Origin of the sequence: Actinacidiphila oryziradicis, from assembly GCF_005047355.1 — a bacterium.
Classification (GTDB): Bacteria; Actinomycetota; Actinomycetes; order Streptomycetales; family Streptomycetaceae; genus Actinacidiphila; species Actinacidiphila oryziradicis.
Genome location: NZ_SUMC01000007.1, coordinates 1 through 20255, shown reverse-complemented (window position 1 = coordinate 20255; position 20255 = coordinate 1). Strand labels below are relative to the sequence as shown.

Below are 20255 nucleotides of genomic sequence, written 5' to 3'. Positions count from 1 at the left end.
ATCTGCTACCCCGCATCCGTGAAGCCGTGGTGGGTGATCTCCAGGGTTTCGGTGGCCACGGCAGGGCTCTCCGGGTTCAGCGAGGGACCCTTCCAGCTCACCGGCAGCACGTCGATCAGCCCCCAGCTGGCGACGAGTGAGCCGTCCGCGCGCAACGCGGCGATCTGCGCGGTGGGGCGGGTGACCCCGGTGGTGATGGAGCTGATCCAGGCCGCGACCTTGGAGGTGTCGGGGGTGAGGGGACGGGTCAGCGTGATGTTGGAGAACGTCACCCGGGAGGGCAGCTGCCATACAAAGCCGTTGTTGCCGCCCTCCTGATGCTGGTGGATCTCCACCGAGGAGGAGAGACCTTCGCAGGAGTTGAAGTACCCCAGGTCCTCACCGTCGATGGTCAGGTTGAAGAAGATGCTGGAACCGGGGTCCAGGGCGTCCTGGGGCATCGGATGCGGCCTTCCTGCGGGGGGTCGAGACAGATGGTGCGGGGCGGCCTGTCGGCCGCGCTGGGCGGGGGTGCGGGTCAGCGCTTCGGCGGGTCAGCGGCGAGGGTCACGCAGCCTGCCGATCCGCTCGCGGTCGTGCCGTAGCTCAGTCCGCAGCAGTCTGGTCAGCGGGCCGATCAGCCGGTGGGTCAGCTCGTCGATCTGTCCGTCTTTCAGCTCGCGGGCGTCGAACTGGGCGGTGATGCCGTGGCCGGTGTTGTTGGGGGGGCGCTGGGCGCTGTACGCGGGCGGGCTGTCGAAGTTGTGCTCGCTGTACGCGGGCGGCTGTGTGCCTCCACCCCCGCCTCCGCCGTCCTTTCCGCCGTCCTTTCCGCCGCCGTTTCCGGCGCTGGTGCGACTGTGGACCACGGCTGGCGTCACCTGCGGCTCCGCGAGACGGGCCGGCGACACGAACGCACGCATCCGGTTCATCAGGGAGGGAGTAGCGGGCGTCCGCTGCACCGGCAGCGCCATGGGCGGCGCGGGTGCGGCCACCGCGAGCGGCACCGGAAGGTCACGCCCCTGCGCGCGCGGTTCGCGCGGCACCGAGGGGATGCCAGGAGCTGGGACCGACGACCGCTGCACGGCCGGGAAGGCTTGCGCCACACCGCTGAACCGTAGGCCGTCGGTGCTGCGTTGGACCGGGGCATCGCCCTGCGGAGCGGTGGAGTCCGGGCCGACCCCGGCGCCATGCATGAGGGCGGGGCGGGCGGCGGCCCCGGCAGCCGCGCCGAGCACGGTGGGACCCGACGCGGGCACGGTTCCAGCCGTACGGTGTTGCACCACGGGGCCGCCGCTTCCGGGGCCCGGCACCGTCTGCGGGCCGCGAGGGGCAGCCGCCAAGCGCTGTACGGAGATGCCGGCCGGCGCCGGTGCCTGATGTGCCGGTGCCTGATGTGCCGGTGCCTGATGTGCCGGTGCCTGATGTGCCGGTGCCTGATGTGCCGGTGCCGGCGCGCGGACGGTGGCCGCCGTCGCGGCATGGGCCGGGTGCCCCTCCGCCGGGGCGGACGCGGTATCGCGCAGCGGCACCGCCTTCGAGGTGCTCAGCCGCTGTACGGCTGCGGAACCGGCCGACGCGGGCAGGGACAGGGCTCGCACCATCGGCGCCATTGATCGTGCCGGGGCCAACGGGCGTACGGCCGCCGGTACGCGACGAGCGGCGGGCGACGCGGCAACCGCCCCTGCCGCGCCGGAAGCCGCCCCACCACTCGACGGCACGGCCGAACCCACAGCCCCGGAAGTCCCGCCCACGGACGCGGACCGCTGCACCGACGGCACGGCGGCGACCGACGAACGGCCCCCGGACCCATCCGCAGAGGCGTTGGGGGCGGAGGAGGAGGACAGTCGCTGCACCGGCACCGCGTCCGTCGGGCTGCCCGTCCCAGAACCGGCGGATGTCGCCAGCCCGGACGAAACCACGCCCCCAGCAGCCCCGCCCACCGGCGCCGAGCCGACGGACGACGACCGCTGCACCGATACCGGCGACCCCGGCCCGGAAACCGGCACCGGGCGCGACGAACCCACAGCCGGAACCCCCGCAGCGCCAGAAGCCGAGACCGACCGCTGCACCGACGGCACGGCGGCGACCGCCGAACGGCCCCCGGACCCGCCCTCACCCGAACCCGCAGCCACTACAGGCCGCGCCGAACCCACCAGCGGAGCTCCGGACGCACGGGACACCGCGCCCGTATCCGTACCGCCGACCACCGCCGGCCCGGAGGCGTCACCAACCGACGACCGCTGCACCGACGGCACGCCCGTGTCCGTACCGGCGGCCACCACCGGCCGCGCCGAACCCGCCGGCGGAGCACCGGACACCCCGGACTCGCCAGGACCCGAGGCCGGCCGGTGCACCAGCGGGGCAACTGCCGCACCGCCCGACAGGCCACCTGTGTCCCTACCGCCAACGGCCGACGACCGCTGCGCCGACGGCACGGCAACCGCCGGACCACCAGCCGCCAACGGCCGCGCCGAACCCACCAACGGAGCGCCGGGCGCCCCGGACGCATCCGTACCGCCGGCCGCCACCGCCCCGGGGGCAACGGCAGCCGAAGCCGACCGCTGCACTGGCGGCAAACCAGCCCCCGGACGACCCCCGGGCCCACCCGTGCCCGAACCCGCAGCCACCGCAGGCCCCGCCGAACCCGCCGTCGGAGTGCCGGACGCACCCGGCGCCGCACCGCCGGCCACCGCCGGCTCGGGGGCGCCGACGACCGATGAGCGCTGCACCGACGGCGCTACGACCGCCGGCACCGTGACCGCCGGACCGCCGGCCAAGGCTGACCGCTGCACCGACGGCACGCCCATGTCCGTACCGGCGGCCGCCGGGGCCCGGGGTGGACGCACAGTCGCGGAAGCCCCGCTCACCGTCGGCACGCCGACCGCCGGACCGGGCGTGCCGACGGGCCGCTTGACCCCGGGGGGTGTCGGGACGTCAGGGCTCGCCTGGTGAGCCGGAACCGGACGGACAGGCGTCGAGGCGCCCGTCGTCGACCTCTGTACGGCGGTCGCGCTTCCGTCGGGAGCAGGGCGGAGCGGCTTTGCGGTAAGCGGGGTCGTGCCCGGGGGTGGGGCGGACAACGGGGCACCGAGCAGCGGACGGCGGCGCGGTGCCGAGGAGCCGGCCGGGGCCACCGGAGCCGAAGGCGGTGCCGGCACCGATGATGAGCCGGTGGAATGCCCGGCGCCTCTGCTGGGCGCGCCCAGCCCCGACGCCCGGCGCTGAACGCGAGCCGCGCTCGCCGGGGCCGGGGCCACGGGCAGGGAGGAAGAAGAGGACGACGATGACGAAGAAGCAGCAGCAGGCAGCCCGCCGGGCCCGGGCCCGGGCGACGTGGGCGGGGCCAGGGCCGGGGCGGGCGACGGCGTACCGCGACCCGGGGCAGCGGTGCGTACCGGGTCCGACTCCCGTGCGGGAGGCTCACCCGCCCGCGAGGTCGTGCCGGGCCCCGGTGCCACGGCCGGAAGGACCCGCCGCTGGACCGAGGGCGGGGCGGGCGCCCTGGTCAGCGGGACGGGACGGGCGGACCGGGACCGTACCGGCGCGATCTGCGGGCCGGTCGCGCGGGCGGCCGACACCACCCGCTGCACCGAGGGACCTGCCGCGTCGTCGGCCTCCGCCACGGCGACCGGCAGGGACAGCGCGGGCTCCCCGAGCCGTCCGGACGGACCGGTGGCCCCCGCCGAGGCGGGCGTCAGTGCGTCGCGGATCAGGCCGGTCGGGGCGCCGTCGAGGACGGCGTGCGACAGCGACCCCGTAAAGGAGGGGTTCTGCCAGGACGCCAGCGAACTCGCGAAGTCGGCGGATGCGACGGCGTGCTGCGACGGCTCCGCGGTAGCGCGCTGGATCGGCGGCAGACCGGACCAGCCGCGCCGCCCACCGCGGCCGGAGGCAGCGGCGGAAACGGAAACGGTGTCCGGAGCGGTCCCGCTCGCGGATATCGTGCCGTCCGGGTCCGTGCCCGTAGCAGTACCCGTAGCACCCGCGCTCGTGCGTCCCCGCAGTCGGTCGAGGATTCCCATGGCCGTGCGTCCCCCCTACCGCTCCGCCGTGGCGCGGGTCACGAGCGTGGCGATCTGCTCGGCGTACCGGCGACGGTCGCGGTGTTCGAGGTCCAGGATGTCCTCCAGGCCCCAATGGAAGTGGTAGGCGATGTACGCGATCTCCTCGTGGACACGGTCGGTCGCGTACGTCACGATTCCCCCAGGCGGCTCCCGCCGAGCTCGACCTCGAACGGTTGCTCACAGTGTGGACAGGTCACCCCGGCGCGGGTGTGGCCCTCGGCGTTGACCTGACGGTAGAAGTCCTGCAGGAAGGCGAGGTCGGAGGCGAACATGTTCTCCACCACGCCGTCGTGCATGTGCGCCACCGTGCCCAGCCGGGTGATCACCCGGCCGAGCAGCACCACCGACAGATACGCCGGATTCTCCTGCACCCGTACGTCCCGCAGCGGGATCAGCTCGTCCCGGGCGGTCGCCAGGCGCATCACCCCGTCACGGTGCACGGTGCCGGATTCGTCCACGTACCCGCGGGGCAGCTCGAACGCGAACTCGGTGCGCAACTGCTGCCGTACGGGCGCCGGTTCCGCCGCCGGGACTGCCCCGGCCGAGGATCCCGCCGGGGCCGCCACCTCCGCGAAGGCGGAGGCGGCGGATTGGGTAGCCGTTCCCCGGCGCATTACTCCATGATCATTTCTTCGTAGGTGATAGTCACGGTCTCGGTGAGCGCGGCGGCCTCGCCGGCCTTCACCGTGCTGGCCGAGACCTTGCTGCACCAGGCGTTGCGCAGGTGGTACCGCTTCACCGGGTTGTTCATGTAGTCCATCACCAGGATGCTGGCGTTCTTGCGGGCCGAGCCCATGTCGCCCTGTACCGAGGAGTTGATCCAGTCGTTGAAGGCGCTGGACTGGGTCATGCCACGGACGACAGTGGCCTCCCCGGCCTTCTTCACGCCGGGCAGCTTCTTGGTGACCGGCTGGCCGTTGGCCGAGACCTGCTGGAATTCGATGACGTCCTGGGTCATGTCCAGGCCGTTGACCTCCTGCAGGTACTCGACCATGACGCCGTCGATCTGCAGGCCGAAATTATGTGAGGTGAGGGCATCACCGGGCTGGAGACTCATGTGAGCTGTTCTCTCTGCTCGTGCTGGCTGTTACTCGCAAGCGGCCGTGGGGCCGGCTGATCCTTCGGGTGCCGGCTACTCGTCCAACTCGCCGCCACCGCTGGAGAACTGGGCCAGCCGGAAGATCACGAATTCGGCCGGCTTGACCGGGGAGACACCGATCTCGCAGATCACCCGTCCGAGGTCCACCGACTCCGGCGGGTTGGTCTCGGCGTCGCACTTCACGTAGTAGGCGTCCTCCGGCGTACCGCCGAACAGGGCACCGTTGCGCCACTCGGTCACCAGGAAGGCGGAGATGTTCCGCCTGATCCGGGCCCACAGCGCCTGGTCGTTGGGCTCGAAGACCACCCACTGGGTGCCGGTCAGGATCGACTCTTCGAGGTAGTTGAAGTACCGGCGGACGTTGAGGTAGCGCCAGGCCGGGTCGGAGGAGAGGGTGCGGGCACCCCAGACCCGGATGCCCCGGCCGGGGAAGGCGCGGATGCAGTTGATGCCGAGCGGGTTGAGCAGGTCCTGCTCACCGCGGGTGATCTGCATCTCCAGGTCCACGGCGCCGCGTACGACCTCGTTGGCGGGCGCCTTGTGCACGCCGCGCTCGAAGTCGTTGCGGGCCCAGATGCCGGAGACATGGCCGCTGGGCGGGATCATCCGGGTCTGACCGCTGGCCGGATCGAATACCTTGATCCACGGGTAGTACAGCGCCGCGTACTTGGAGTCGTAGCCGGCGGTGTCCTGGCGCCAGACCCGGACCTGCCGGGCGTTGAGGCCGGGCGGCGGGTCGATGATGGCCAGCCGGTCGCCCATCAGCTCACAGTGCGCGATCAGGCCGAGCTGGACCGCCTTGACGGACTCCAGGTCGATGGCACCGCGCTGGTAGGCGGCCATCAGGTCGGGGACGGCGACCATCGAGATCTCGTCCACCGCCTCAAGCCCGCCGAAGCCGGTGCGGTCGGCGGAGTCGCCCAGGTACTCGCCGATGCCGACCTGGTCACCGTCCTCCTGCGAGGGAACCGCGGGCGCCGCTGCCGTAGTCGGCACTTCGAGCGCGACCGACTGGTTCTCCGGCCGGGCCAGCTGCCCGGCGGGGGCAGCCTCCGACACGGTGATCAGCTTGGAGCGTTCCTTGACCTGCGTGACAACGTAGTTGCGGTTGCCCTTCTTCGCGGTCACATCGAAGGTCTCGGCGGTCTTCTCGCCGTCCTTGACGACCAGCCGGAAGCGGTCGGCGGGGCCTTCGCCCTCGGCGTCCGCGACCTCGACGCTGATCGTGCCGCCGCTCTCGCCGGGCGCGAGGGCCGCCACCTTGAACGTGCCGAGTTGCTTCGCCTCCCCGGGCGGCAGCGCGGCCGGGGCGGCGCTGTTGCCGCCCGCCACAGCGGCCCGGCCCTGCGTCCCCTCCCCCGGGACGCCGCCCGACACCCCGCCGTGCACGCCGCCGACGCGGACCACGTACGCGGCGGAGCCGCCGTTGTTGAAGAAGCCGTAAACGGAGTGCGCCAGGAAGTACCCGTCGGTGAACTCACCGAAGGATGCGACGTACTGCGACCAGTTGGTCACCAGCGTCGGCTCGTTCAACGGGCCGGTCGGGGCGAGGCCGACGAAGGCGGCCACCGAGGTTCCAACTCCCTCGATGGGACGCGAGCCGCTGGCCACCTCCTCCACGTATACGCCCGGCGACAGGTACGACGGCATGCTCTGCTCTCCTCGGGGTACGAGACAAGACCAGGCCTACCTTTCCGGGCCGCTTCCGATTCGGAAACGTCCTCCAGTGCCTGCCCGGGGGCATTGCCGGTGCCCCTGGGGGTGCCCCAAGGGGCAGCTCTGCGCGCCCGATCGGCGACGGCGACCGCCAAGTGTCGTCCGGATGGCTGGAAGATTATCGGCTCATGCCATGTTTTCGGCTGTCCGAACTGTCCCCCTTTCTGGCCGGTGGAGTGTCCTACGCTCCTGGCAGGCGGGCATTCCGGCTGGTCAAAGCACCTTCCGCCCGCCGATTCCGGCCGGCTTGAGGACGCCTTTTCTGTGGCCGGCCCCGCTCAGCCCGGCGGCCGATCGAGTACGGAACAACGACGCCGCGACCACGCCGCGCCAGCGGCATCAGGCTCTAGGGCTGCCTCGTGGCAGGGATGGCTCATTGTGCGTACACAGCGGCAGGAACCCGGTGAGAGCAGCAAAAGCGGAGCAGCCGGCAAAGCGAAGGCAACAGACTTACTGGCCCGCAGCGGCCTCCCTGCCGGACCCGCGCGGAATCCGCAGACGCTACTGGGCCTGCAGCAGAGCGCGGGGAACGCGGCCGCGACCCGCGCGCTGCGTCAACCGGCCGCCCCTGGCGCCTCCCGCGTCCGGCGGGCACCCGGCCCCACCCCCCTCGCCGCCGTCGAAGAAGCCGACGAGAGCCGGTTGGAGCTGCCGCCGTACCTGCTGAACCTGCAGGCCGCCGGGGTGTCCACCGCCTACGACCTGACCGGGCACAAGCTGGTGTACACCAGCCTGAGCAGGACCACCGGGCAGTCCGGCGGCACCGTGGCCGAGATCCGGGACGAGTTGGCCGGGCGGCCGGAGACGTTCTACGGACGGGGCCGCTCCTTCGCCGTGCAGAGCCCCAGAGGCTCGTTCGACGTCACGGTCAGCATCGCCCCGGACACGACCGACCGGCCGGAGACCTTTCCGGCGGTGCCCGGCGCGGTGGAGAAGGCCGGCGATGGCAAGATCAAGATGGACGCCCAGCACAACTCGTCGGGCGCGGTGAGCCACACTCTCAGCGCTTCCTCGCAGTACGGCGCCAGCCTCTCCGGCATGGCCCTGGCGCCGACTCCCGCACCCGCCGTGTGGGCCGGTGCGGCGTTCGCGGCGGGCTTCTCCATGGGCTCCTCCGCCGAGTCCCGTACGACGAAGACCATGTCCGAGCCACGGGTGCTGCGCAGCGAGGGAGGGACGGTCGAGGCGCACCGCAAGGTGCGGTACCACGTGCGGATCGAACGGCACAGCGCGGCCACCCAGCCCGAGCCCTTCCACTGCACGGGCTCGCTCACCATGCGCGTACCGCGCGAGCACCTGGTGCCCGTCACCACCACCCACGCGCCCTCCGCCACGCAGACACTGACCCCGCAGACCGCGCGCGAGGTACGGCTGGCCGACTCCATGGCGCCGCTCGCGGTGACCGGCACCGGTGCCACCCACGCGGGCGGCGGCGGCCTGTACGACACGGTCGGGTCCGTGCTGCACCCTTCCCTCACCGCCCCCGGCTCCGCCGGACGCGCCCGGCTCTACGAGGCCACCTCCACGACCAGCATCCTGGAGGATCTGCCCCGGCTGCTGAGCGGCTGGGTCGCCGGTGAAGACCTGGCAGGCAAGGGCGGCAAGGAGCAGGGCGCCTACCGCATGCGCGCCGACATCCTCTCGATGACGCCCGCCTGGAGCCTCGGCAAGACCCAGCTGCGTACTCACCAGCAGGCCCAGCACGGTGCGGCCAACTCCGCCGGCAAGAGCGCCGGCGTGTCGGGCGGCGTGGGGCCGGGAATGGGCCTGGGCGCTCCCGGGGTCGGCCCCAGCGCGCGAGCAGGGCTGCTGCCCAGGCTCGAGATCAGCGAAGGGCGGTACACCGTGGCCGATCAGACGGTGAACACCCGCCAGGGTGCCGAGGTCAGAGGGGAGAAGGTGCTCTACCGCAGCCGGATACGGATCACGGTCGAGGGAACCGGTCCCACCTCCCCCAGGACGCGGCTGCACCCCGAAGCGGCCGAGGCGCATCACACGATCGAAGCCCTCATCACCATGCGGGCCGATGAGGCCAAGTCTCTCGGTGTCGCCCTGCCCGACGGCGTCACGGCGGGCGAGCTGTTCAGCAAGCCGAACGCGAAAAACGCGGACGGCACGGAGAAGACGGATGCGGACGGCAACCCGGAGACGGTCGAACGTCATCTTCCGTTCGGGGCGATGGGTTCCAGCGTGGCACTCGGCCGGCTGAACGCCCGGCCGCTGATCGCCGCTGTGGAGCGGCTGTTCGCCGAGAACCCCCGGCTCGCCGGTTATCTGCCGGCGGATTTCCTCCCGCCGCAGGGCGCGGCCGCGCGGGCCGCCAAGGTCGGTCCGGAGGGGGCCGAGAACCAGCGGCGCAACTACCGGGAGCTGGTCACGGTGCTGTCGGAGACCAACCTGCGGGCCAACAAGGACCAGTTGCTTTCCAGCGGGATACGGGTCCGGCTGCGGCGCAAGAGCACCTGGCACGCTCACGACGTACAGATCCGGGTCGGCGGCAAGCTCGGCTCGATCCGCTATGCCGGCGACACCTCCGACTGGCTGGTGCGCAGCTCTTCCGGTGTCAGCAGCGCTCTGCAGAGCGGTGGTTCCAGCTCCCGGGGGGCCTCCGTCCGGGCCTTCGTCCAGGCCCAGGTCATCCCGGGGGCGATGTCTCTCGGGTACATGGGAGAAATCGGCGCGAAGAGTTCCCGGCGCAACCAGGCCGGACCGACGACCCGCACCGATTCGCTGAACAACGGTGGCACCCAGGCCAGTGCCTTCGGCTCCACCCTGACGTTCGACGTCAACGTGACCATGACTACGCGGGCGCGGACCGCCAAGCGGGCCCTGACGCCCGGCAGCCCCGGACAGGACAGTCCCGAGGTCGAGGACATCGCGTCGTCGGCCGGCGCCGATGAGCACAACCCACTGAAGCTCGACGGCCAAGATGTGCGGCTCACCACGTCGACCGCGTTGACCATGAATACCGAGCAGAAGAAAGGCCTGGACGGCCGACGGCGGCCGGTCCGCCGTCTGCCGGCTCCGGTCGAGACCGCCGGTATCGGTGATGTGACCGCCGGGGCCTGGTCGCCGGGCGGCACGGCGGTCCGGGACTGGGTGTTCGTGGAGACCGTCGGCGACGGCGGGCCGGTCCGGGATCTCGCCTTCCGGCTGCTGGCCCAGGCCGCCGGCCGAGGCCACGTGACCCGGCAGGACCACGCGCTCGAGGCGGACGGCCTCGCCCCCCGGCTGGCGATCGAGGACCGCTTCAGCCCGCAGGCCGTCACCGCGGCGCTGCGTCAGGCCACCGCCTCCGGCTGGGTGGTGAAGAACCTGCGGTATCCCCGGCGGCTCGCCGAGCTGACCGGTGCGGTCGGCACCCGGTTCGCCCTCACCCGGCCGGTGATCGTGCACGACTACGAGGGCGAGGGACCGGGCACGGAGAACCTCGTCCTCGGCGGACACCAGGCCACCGGCCAGCGTGGGACGGGCAGGAGCAGGGGAACGCGCAAAACCGCCGGAGCGTTGGAGAACGGCGCCGGCTGGCGGATGACCGAGGGCCTGTCGGACAGCCGGTCCAGCAGCACCTCCAACACCCGGGCGACCACGCTGAGCGGCACGGTGGAGCGCAACGCCCACACCCCGCGCAAGCGCCCGCTCACCCTGGTGCAGTGCGATCTGGCGGTGCGGATGGCCGCCGAGGTCAAGGTCGGGACCGGCACCCACATCGCGGCGGCCGAGCAGACAGTGCCGGGCGCCGTCGCCGTGTGGCTCACCCAGGAACAGCTCGAAGCCGCGGGGCTGCGCAAGAAGCCCGAGCCCGCCCCCGACAAGGGCAAGGGCAAGGGCAAGGCGACGGCCGAACAGCCGGAGGCCGCCGACGGGCCGGAGCGGGCCGACAGCGCGAGCGCCGCGGGCGCGGCCCCCAAGCTCCTGAGAAAGGAGCTGCCACTGGGGTTCGGAATGATCGAGGACCTGCCCGACTTCGTACCGTTGCTCGGCAGACTCCGCCAGGGCATCGGGGACAAGAACCTCGCCAAGGAACTGCTGCCGCAGCAGCAGCTGTCCGACCCGAATGACAATGTGCAGCGGCTGCTACGGGTGCTGGACCGGGACGGGGCCACCGCTCTGCTGGCCGGCGCCATGGACGGCGGAGTGCCGGTGGAGCTGTTCCGCGGCCGCAAATCCCCCTACTGGGCGGTGTTCCACGTGGAGCGGACCGGTGACGGCACCTATGTGGAGGATGCCAAGGACGGCCGGGACATGGAGTACATCACCTCGGCCGTCACACAGACCGCGAACGCCCAGGAGAAGGGTGCGGGGCAGTCGGTCGGCCTGCAGGTGACAGGTTCCGGCAGGCCCTCGGTCACCGACCCGGGCAACGTGATCTCGACCGCGGGCGGGACCGGCGGAGTGGGGATGGGGCAGAGCTCTTCCACCAAACGGACCACGGTCGGGCGCGATCAGATCGGCGTCAAGACCATGGCGGAGGCCAGTGCCGCATCGGTCAGGATGAGGGTTCCGATCAAGGCCAGACTGGAACTGCACTCGCCCTCCGGCACGGTGACCCCGGTCGAGATCGACAATCTGCACCTGGTCCACCGCATCCTGGAGCACGACCGGAGGGCCGGGGAAAGGCTGCAGCCGGTGCGTGCGCACCGTAACCCCGGGCAGCTCATGCAGCGGGACGTCGGGGACGCCACCGCGGCCAGGCTGAAGAAGTGGCGTGATACCGGGGCACAGCTGCCGATGGAGGCGCAGGTCAATGGCTTCCGGGGCGCGGCGGAGCTGCGGGGGGCGATCGCCGCGACCATGGCCGCTGCCAACGCGAGCAAGAAGTTCCACAAGACGGGCACTGCCGCCGCCTACGCCCAGCGGGAGGCGGTGTCCACCGAGTGGCTCATCGCGGCGCTGCCGCTGCTGGTGTCCGCCGGGGCCGAGCTGCCGGCCAACCACGCCTCGGGAGTGGAGGGACAGGACCTGCGCTGCTCGCTGCACGCCCGGCTGCGCGGTGGCCGCGTGCTGGACATGGGTGACGCGATGACCTTCGAGGCGGTGGGCCAGAGCGCCCTGGACGGGTCCCGGCCGACGGCCATCGACAACCAACAGGCGGCGGAGCACAAGAACTCGCTGCGGGCGAACGGCGGTCTCGGGCGGTTGGACGCCGGTCCGTACCGGAACGAGGCGGTGGGCACCGCCGAATTCACCGGTGGGGCCACCGACACCGGTGCCAACGCGTCCGGCTCGATGCCGCTGCACAAGTCCAAGTTCGATTCGGTGCTGGCGCAATTCACCGTGGAGTTCCGGATTGTCGCGCGGGTGAGCCATCGCCACACCCAGTCCATACGGTCCGCGGCCGGTTCCACCAGCATGCGGGACTTCGTCCTCACCACCCCGGTGGTCATCCGGCTGCCCGCACCCGCGGTGCGGCAGATGCTCGCGGACCCCGGAAGCCCGGCGCGCCTCACGGACCCGTACAAGCTCTTCGCGCCGCCCGCCGAAGGGGCCGGCGCGGGGACCGGGACAAGCGGCTGAACCAGCCCGTATCCGAGCGCTTCGAGCGCGGCGCCCGAGCGGCGCACACAGACATAGGGCCACCGGCAGCAGCACTTGAGCCGGTGGCCATCTCCGGTTCACCCTGTGCACGACGGGATGTCATGCGCTACGCTCCCCCGGCAAGTGGGCCCTACACCCACCCAGGTGCCCCGCACGCGCCGAACCCGATGGTCCGACGACGTTGAACGACGAGGTCGCCGCCTCGTGGCAGGGGTGGTCATGGTGCGCACACCGCGGCAGGAATCCGGCGAGAGCAGTAAGGCAGCCGGGGACGGTCCGGCCCTCGGCCGCCTCCGGGCCGAACGCACCGTGGACAAGGACGGCAGCGCCCCGGCCGCCGCGTCCTTGGCGGCCACGAGCGCGACCGCGCTGAACCCGCAGGCACTGCTGGCCCTGCAACGAAGCGCGGGGAACGCCGCCGCGACCCGCGCGATGCGCCGGGGGCCGTCCGCCGGCCGCGCTGTCGGACCGGGCCCAGCCCCGGTCCAGCGTGCTCCCGGCTCCGCGCTCGACACCGTCTTCGAGGAGGCGGACCGGACAGCGGACCAGGCCGCGGACCCCGATGCGATCGAGCAGATCGACGCCTACGGGAACCCCATTCGTGCCTCCCGGCCCGGTGGGGCGGGCCGGACCGGCCGCCGTGCCCGCCCGGCGGCCCCGCCGGGGCGGCCGCGGCGGGGGCCATCTGCTACGGAAGCGGGTGTCGGCCCCCCGCCGCACGTCCCGTTGGGGCTGCCTCCGTACCTGCGGGAGCTGCGATCGGCCGGGCTGTCCACCGTGTCCAAGCTGACCAAGCACGAGTTCGTGTACAACCGGCTGTGCGAGAGGATCGGACGGTCCGACGGCACGGTGGCCGAGATCCGCGACGAGTTGGCCGGGCGGCCGGAGACCTTCTACGGCGGGGGACGCGCCTTCGCCGTACAGGGTCCGAACGGCTGGTACGACGTCACGGTCTCCATCGGCCGGGGCCGTGGCGACACGCCCATGAGCTTCCCCGGCGCGGGCGCGCCGGAGACCGCCGCGATGGCGCCCGCGGCCGCCGCGGTCGCCGAGGGCGCCAAAACCAAGGTGGACCACCTGCGCAGCTCCGCGGGTTCGGTGACCCACGACTCCAGCAGTTCCCGGGGGTTCGGCGCCAGCGCCTCCGGCACCTTTCTGGCTCCAACACCCGCACCTGCGGTGTGGGCCGGCGTGACGCTCGCGGCCGGCGGCGGCATCCACTCCTCCACCGACACCCACACGACGAAAACCACGGCCGAACCACGTGTGCTCCGCAGCGCCGGTGGAACGGTCGAGGTGCCGCGCAAGGTGCGGTACAACGTGCGGGTCAAGCACCACGGCACAGCCGGGGCAGCGGAGGCCTTCAGCGGCTCCGGCACGCTCACCATGCGCGTCCCGCACGAGCACTTGGTGCCCGCCACCGCCGCCCGCACGCCCGACCACGGGGAGAAACTGCACCCACAGGTAGCGCGTGAGGTGCGGCTGGCCACCTCCATGGCCCCGCTCGCGGTGGAGGACACCGGTGCCCCCCACGCGGGCGGCCAGGGCCTGTTCGACACGGTCGGGTCCGTGCTGCACCCCTCGCTGACCTCGCCCGGATCCGCCGGGCGGGCCCGGCTGTACGAAGCCACCTCCACCGCGACCGTGCTGGAGGACCTGCCCCGCCTGCTGGCGGGCTGGGTGAGCAGCGAGGATCTCGGCAGCAAGGACGGCAGTGCCCAGGGCGCCTACCGGATGCGCGCCGAGATCGTCTCCATGACGCCCGCCTGGGGCATCGGAGGCACCCAGCTGCGCACCCACCAGCAGACCCAGGACGGGAGGGGCAACACTTCCCAGAAGGGCTTCGGCGGATCGTTCGGTGCGGGACCGGCACTGGGCCTGGGCGCTCCCGTCCCTGTCGCGCGATTGACGCAGATGACCCAGGTGGATGCCCGGCGGACGCGTTTCTCCTCGTCCGACCAGACCGTGTCCACCCGCCAGGGTGCCGAGATCAGGGGCGAAAAGGTGCTCTACCGCAGCCAGGTGCGGCTCACGGTCCAGGGCACCGGCCCGTCCTCCCCCGGGATGCGGCTGCGCCCCGGCAAACGCACCGCGCGGCATCCGCTCGACGTCTGGATCACCATGCGGGCCCAGGAGGCCGAGTCCCTCGGTCTCCCCCTGCCCGACGGCGTCACCGCAGGCAAGTTGTACAGCAAGACCGAGAAGAACGCGGACGGCACAGAGAAGCTGAACGAGGACGGTACCCCGAAGGAGCTGGACCGCCATCTGCCGTTCGGGGCGATGGGTTCGAGCGTGGCGCTCAACCACCTCGACGCTGCCCCGCTGATCGAAAGGGTGGAAAAGCTGTTCGCCGAGAACCCCCGGCTGGCCGGCTACCTGCCCTCGGAGTTCGGTCCCGCCCGGTCCGCCGCAAGCGACGCGACGGCCCCGGCTGCGGCCAAAGTCACCCCGGAGGAGGCCGAAGTCCAGCGGCGCAACTACCGGGAACTGGTCACGGTGCTGTCGGAGACCAACCTGCGGGCCAACAAGGACCAGCTGCTCTCCAGCGGCATACGGGTCCGGATGCGCCGCAAGACCACCTGGCAGGCCCACGACGTACAGATCCGGGTCAAAGGCACGATCGGCCGGATCCAGTATCTCGGCGACGCCGGCGACTGGCTGGTGCGCAGCAGTTCCGGGGTCTCCAGCAGCGGGCAGAGCGGCCGCTCCAGCTCCCGGGGGATCGGCGTCCGGGCCGCCGCCCAGATCACCATCATCCCGAAGACGCTGGCCACCGGTTTCGCGGTGGAGGGCCATCGGCGGGGCTCACGGCGCAACCAGGCCGGACCGACGGCCCGCACCGATTCACTGAACAGCGGTGACCCCAAGACGAGTTCGTTCGGCACCACATTGAATTTCGCTGTCAATGTCACCATGACCACCCGGGAGCGGACCGCCAAACGGGCCCTGACCCCCGGCAGCTTCGGGCGGGACGAAGCCGAGGCGGAGCAGATCGCTTCGACGGACGACCGTGCCAAGAACAACCCGCTACGGTTCGACCCCACGGACGTGACGCTGACCAGCCCGGCCGCGCTCACCGTGGACCGCGACACGAAGGAGAAGCTGGACGCCCGGCCACGGTCGGAAGTCCGCCGCACGCCGACATCCCTCCCTGCCGCCGGTATCGGGGAACTGACCAGCCAGGTCCGGTTGCCGGGCGTGAGGACCGCCATCCGGGAGTGGGATTTCGTGGAGACCGTCGGCGACGGTCAGCCGATCCGGGACCTGGCCTTCAAGGTGCTGAGCGAGGCTGCCGGCCGCAACCGGACGTCGAAGAAGGACAGCGCGTTCGAGGCAGAGGGGCTCGCGCCACGGCTGGCCATCGAGCAGCACCTCAGCCCGCAGGCCATTACGGCGGCGCTGCGCCAGGGTGTCACCTCCAGCTGGGTGGTCACGAACCTGCGCTATCCCCGGCGGCTCGCCGCGCTGACCGGTGCGGTCGGCACCCGTTTCGCCCTCACCGCTCCACACGTCATGCCCGGAACGACCGGGGCCGGGATGGAGAACATGGCCCTGGGCGGTCACCAGGTCGCCGGCCAGCGCGGTAAGGCCAAGACCAAGTCTGCGAGCGTCAATGGCGCGGGGACGGAGCACGGCCCCCATTGGTCGCTGGGCGAGTCCGTGGCGCCCCACCGTGCCCGGACCACCACCACCACCGAGACGGCCGTGCTGAGCGGCACGGTCGAGCGCAACGCCGTCGCCCCGCGCGACAAGCCCCTTTTCCTCGTCCAGTGCAACCTGGTGGTGGGGATGGTGGCCGAGGTCAAGGTCAACGCCCGCGGTCCGTACGTCGCGTCGGCTCTGCAGACCCTGCCGGGCGCCGTCAGCGTCTGGCTCACCGAGGAACAGCTCAAGGCAGCCGGCTTGAAGGATCCCGATGCCGCCCCGGAATTGTCGGAAAAGGCCAAGAGCAAGCAGCCGGCGACCGCAGCCGCCGATGCGGCGGGGCCCTCGCACGACAGGCGGACCACCGACGGACCTGAGACGGCCGGAGGTTCGGCGGCCGGAGCGGCACGGCCCCTACCCCTGACCCTGGCCCAGGGGCTGCCCCTGGGGGTCGGGCTGATCGAGGACCTGCCCAACTTCGTACCCCTGCTCGGAAAGCTGCGCGACAAGATACGGAACAAGGACAAGAGCCTCGCCAAGGAACTCCTCCCGCAACAGCAGCTGTCCGACCCGAACGACAATGTGCAACGGCTGCTGCGGGTACTGGACCGGGACGGCGCCACCGGCCTGCTCGCCGGAGCCATGGACGGCGGCGTACCGGTCGAGCTGTTCCGCGGCCGCAAGACCCCCTACTGGGCGGTGTTCCACGTCGATCGCACCGGCCCGGGCACCGTGATGGGCCCGACCAGCGGCCGGGAGATGGAATACGCCACAGTGGCCGTCGCACAGAGCACGACCGCTCGGGCGGAAAGCGACGCAAGCGGGATCGACACGTCGATGACGGCCACCGGCCAGCCCAACGACAGCGCGATCGGGAGCGCCGGCGGGACCGCCGGGGTGGGGGTCGGAAAGAGCGCTTCAACGAAGCAGGCCGTCGCCGAACGTGGCCAGATCGGCCTCAGGACCATCGTGGACGGCTCCGCTCCGGCGGTCAAAGTCAACGTTCCGATCGAGGCCTCACTGAAGCTTTACTCGGCGGACGGCGAGGTGGCCTCGGTCAAGCTCGGCGGAACGGACCAGCACCTGGTCTACCGGGCCCTGGACAAGGACCTCAGGGCTCTGAGGCAGTTGCGGCCGGTGCAGGACAAACGGGCGCCCGGCCAGAACCTGTGGAGTCCCGTCGCCGGTGCCGCCCCGGAGAAGCTGAAGACGTGGCGTGAGACCGGGGCACAATTGCCGATGTCGGCACAGGTCAACGGGTTCCAGGGCGCGCCGGAGCTGCAGGCGGCGATCCGCCGGACCGTGACGGACGCCCAGGCGAGCGAAAAGTTCCACAGCAAGGGCAACGCCGCCGCCTACGCCCAGCGCGAGGCGGTGTCCACCGAGTGGCTCATCGCGGCACTGCCGCTGCTGGTGTCAGCCGGAGCCGAACTGCCTGCCAACCACGCCTCGGGGCTGGAGGGACAGGACCTCAGATGCTCCCTGCACGCCCGGCTCTTCGACGGTCACGTGCTGGAAGCCCTGGACGACAAGGGTGATCGCCTCGAGGGCGACGAGATGACCTTCGAGACCCTCGCCCAAAGCACCCTGGACGCACCCCGGGCGGCCGCCAGGGGCCACCAGCAGTCGGCGAGCCACGGCACCTCGGTGTCGCCCGGCGGCGGCGAGGGGCCGGTGCGGGCCGACTACTCCGGGATGAACAATGTGGTGGGAACGGGCAACCTCGCCGGTAGTGCCACCAGTAGCGCGGACAACGGTTCCGGCACGGTGCCCTTGCAGAAGCCCAGGGACAAGTCGGTACTCGTCCAGTTCACGCTGGAGTTCCGGATCGTGGCCCGTGTGCACCATCGCCACACGCAGCGCGTCCGGTCCGCGAGCGGCTCCACCAGCGTGCGGGACTATGTGCTCCCCTCGCCGGTGGTCATCCGGATGCCCGAGCGTGCGGTGCAGGAGATGCTGAAGGGACCCCGGAACGGGGGACTTGGGCGGCACAGGCCCTCCGCAGAAGCACCTTGGGCACCCGCCTGACCGCGAAGTGTCCCCCTGCGGGTGCCCTTACGGTCCTTGTCCCGCACCGATTCGCGCACGTAATCTTGAAGGATCCTCCGTTGAAAGGGTGGTCATGCACGCGCAGGAGCAGCCGAAAGAAGCCGGTGCGACCGGACGTCCACGGCAGCCTGCCACGCAACCGGCGTCCGGCGTGAACCTGCCGCCCACCGCAGGCATGACCCCCGCCGGGATCCTGTCCCTGCAACGCAGCGTGGGCAACGCCGCGGTGGCCCGCATGGTGGAGGAGGAGCGCCATGAGCACGGCGCGGGCTGCGGGCATGAGCAGTCGCCGGTTCAGCGTCGGTCCGCCGCACAGGCACCGCCGGTTCAGCGTCGGTCCGCGGCACACGAAGTGCTGAGCTCCGCGGGCGAGGACCTGGACTCGGCGATGAGGACGGAGATGGAGGGCCGGTTCGGCAGGAAACTGCCACCCGCCCGGGTCCATCGGGGCCCCCTCGCAGAGCAGGCGGCGGAGGAATTGGGAGCGAAGGCCTTCACCTCCCAGGGCCATATGGTCTTCGGTCGCGGCGCTTGGAACAAGCCCACCATCGCCCACGAGATGAGACATCTCGAACACCAAGCGGCAGGCCCGGTCCCGGGAACCGACAACGGCAACGGATTCAGCGTCTCCCATAAATCGGATGATTTCGAGAAGGATGCCGAGGCGAGCTCGGTCCAGGCGATGCGCGCACCCGTGTCCCCGGATCCGGTCGCTCCGACCGAGGGTGAGACCGTCGGGGCCGCCAGAGGCGGCAACGTGAGCCCGGTGCAGCGCATGCCGACCGCTGCCGACACGGCCCGGTCGAAGCAGGCAGGAGTGCTGGCTGGTGAACCCGTGGTCCAGCGCGCGGCCTCGACGTTCAATTCCGAGGTCCCCGTACAGCGTATGTTCAACAAGCTCAAGGGCAAGGTCACCGGCCATGCTGCCCAGCCCGCCGGCCCTCCGCAGGTACAGATCGACGTCGCGGGCCAGCAGATCGCGATGACCTGGGAGGGCGGCTTCTACCGGTTCACCACTCCGGACGGTGGCACCGCCTTCATTCATGACCAGGCCGTGCGGAACGGAGTCCTCAGAGCCGGGCTCGCCGACATGGTGATGCGGTACCTCAACGGCGGCATCGTGCTGTACCGGGGCATTCCGCGCTGGCACTCAACCTGGCACGAGGTGACCGGCCGGGGCGTCATCAGTCCTCTCGGCACCGGCCACTTCCCCTCGTTCGACACCCGCCAGACGTCGTTCATCCCGTTCGCCCCGACGGAAATTGTGGCGCGGTCCGCTGCCGTGTCGACCTCCGGCATGGGCGAAGCGGACCGGGCGCAGTTCGTCAACGGCTACAGCCGCACCCAGGGCAACGCCGATGTAGGCCTGCTGGCCATGACGTTCGCCGGACCGACCCAGGACGTCGGCTTCTTCAACGAGACCGAGATCCAAATGCGCGGGCCGGTGCACGCGTCGCACATCGAGCGGCTCGCGATGGACATGAACACCATGGAAGCGCTCACCGGCACCGCCGAGGGCACGGACCAACTGCGCTCGAACCGCCCGGCCACCCCCTCCCAGGCCGAGAAGGACGACTACACGACCACCTTCGGCAGCCTCATCCCGTAAGCCGTCTCCCCCGAGCGGCGTGAGGCGTACTCGGGCGATCCCGAAGAGTCCTCGTTGTGCGGCTGCGTCCTGGGTGCAGCCGCGTTCTGCCCATTCGGGCAGTGACCTTGCCCCGTTGCCTCCTTATGTGATGCCAACTCCTCGCGTAGCGTTGGCTGGTGAGCCTTTGGACCTCCCTCGAGCCCGCCTCCGCCACCGTGGACCCGGGCAGCACCACCACCGTACGGCTGCGGCTGCGCAACACCGGTGACGTCGTCGACGAGTACCGCTTCACGCCGGTCGGCGACATCGCGCCCTACATCACCGTAGAACCGCCGACCATCCGGCTGTACCCGGGCACCACCGGCACCGTGCAGCTCACCTTCGCACCGCCGCGCACCCCCGACGCCACCGCCGGACCCAACCCGTACGCCGTCCAGATCGTGCCGACCGAGCACCCCGAGGCCACCACCGTCCCCGAGGGCAACCTCACCATCACCCCCTTCACCGAAATACGGGCCGAACTCGTCCCGCACACCGTCAAAGGACGCTTCCGGGGCCGACCCAAACTCGC

General features: G+C 71.4%; 11 protein-coding genes. 5 read left to right on the top strand and 6 right to left on the bottom strand.

The window, feature by feature from the left end; genetic code table 11:
* Nucleotides 1-5 precede the first annotated feature (5 nt).
* Nucleotides 6-440, bottom strand: a complete 435-nt coding sequence (locus FCI23_RS09595) for a phage tail protein (protein WP_136723061.1) — start codon at nt 438-440, stop codon at nt 6-8.
* A 93-nt stretch (nt 441-533) separates the two neighbouring features.
* Nucleotides 534-1238, bottom strand: coding sequence for a hypothetical protein (locus FCI23_RS58185; RefSeq protein WP_136723060.1), 705 nt, complete (start codon nt 1236-1238; stop codon nt 534-536).
* Between the two features lie 205 nt (nt 1239-1443).
* Between FCI23_RS58185 and FCI23_RS09585 the strand changes: the two genes are divergently transcribed.
* Nucleotides 1444-2934: a hypothetical protein gene (locus FCI23_RS09585; RefSeq protein ID WP_136723059.1), complete on the top strand. Its 1491-nt coding sequence runs from the start codon at nt 1444-1446 to the stop codon at nt 2932-2934.
* A 1085-nt stretch (nt 2935-4019) separates the two neighbouring features.
* Here the strand turns inward: FCI23_RS09585 and FCI23_RS56275 are convergent.
* From FCI23_RS56275 to FCI23_RS09570, 4 genes are all read right to left on the bottom strand, one after another.
* Nucleotides 4020-4178: a DUF6760 family protein gene (locus tag FCI23_RS56275; protein WP_169316742.1), complete on the bottom strand. Its 159-nt coding sequence runs from the start codon at nt 4176-4178 to the stop codon at nt 4020-4022.
* The gene (locus FCI23_RS09580) at nt 4175-4660 is read right to left on the bottom strand and encodes a hypothetical protein (RefSeq protein ID WP_136723058.1); all 486 of its coding nucleotides are present in this window, start codon (nt 4658-4660) and stop codon (nt 4175-4177) included. Before FCI23_RS09580 ends, FCI23_RS56275 begins: the two co-directional genes overlap by 4 nt.
* The gene (locus tag FCI23_RS09575) at nt 4660-5103 is read right to left on the bottom strand and encodes a phage tail protein (RefSeq protein WP_136723057.1); all 444 of its coding nucleotides are present in this window, start codon (nt 5101-5103) and stop codon (nt 4660-4662) included. Before FCI23_RS09575 ends, FCI23_RS09580 begins: the two co-directional genes overlap by 1 nt.
* A gap of 75 nt (nt 5104-5178) precedes the next feature.
* Nucleotides 5179-6795, bottom strand: coding sequence for a phage tail sheath family protein (locus FCI23_RS09570; RefSeq protein WP_136723056.1), 1617 nt, complete (start codon nt 6793-6795; stop codon nt 5179-5181).
* A gap of 444 nt (nt 6796-7239) precedes the next feature.
* Here FCI23_RS09570 and FCI23_RS09565 point away from each other — a divergent pair, with 444 nt between their 5' ends.
* From FCI23_RS09565 to FCI23_RS09550, 4 genes are all read left to right on the top strand, one after another.
* On the top strand, nt 7240-12378 hold the full coding sequence (locus FCI23_RS09565) for a hypothetical protein (RefSeq protein WP_136723055.1): 5139 nt from the start codon (nt 7240-7242) through the stop codon (nt 12376-12378).
* Nucleotides 12379-12618: 240 nt separating this feature from the next.
* Entirely contained in the window at nt 12619-18072 is a 5454-nt protein-coding gene (locus tag FCI23_RS09560) for a hypothetical protein (RefSeq protein WP_136723054.1), read from the top strand.
* Nucleotides 18073-18244: 172 nt separating this feature from the next.
* Entirely contained in the window at nt 18245-19702 is a 1458-nt protein-coding gene (locus tag FCI23_RS09555) for an eCIS core domain-containing protein (RefSeq protein ID WP_169316741.1), read from the top strand.
* Nucleotides 19703-19860: 158 nt separating this feature from the next.
* Nucleotides 19861-20255, top strand: a 395-nt coding sequence (locus FCI23_RS09550) for a COG1470 family protein (RefSeq protein ID WP_456318827.1), incomplete at its 3' end; no start/stop codon positions are given.

Bases quoted from the DNA above. Each gene is read 5' to 3' on its own strand.
- FCI23_RS09595 (WP_136723061.1), bottom strand. From the start codon at position 440: ATGCCCCAGGACGCCCTGGACCCCGGTTCCAGCATCTTCTTCAACCTG.
- FCI23_RS09580 (WP_136723058.1), bottom strand. From the start codon at position 4,660: ATGCGCCGGGGAACGGCTACCCAATCCGCCGCCTCCGCCTTCGCGGAG.
- FCI23_RS09575 (WP_136723057.1), bottom strand. From the start codon at position 5,103: ATGAGTCTCCAGCCCGGTGATGCCCTCACCTCACATAATTTCGGCCTG.
- FCI23_RS09570 (WP_136723056.1), bottom strand. From the start codon at position 6,795: ATGCCGTCGTACCTGTCGCCGGGCGTATACGTGGAGGAGGTGGCCAGC.
- FCI23_RS09560 (WP_136723054.1), top strand. From the start codon at position 12,619: ATGGTGCGCACACCGCGGCAGGAATCCGGCGAGAGCAGTAAGGCAGCC.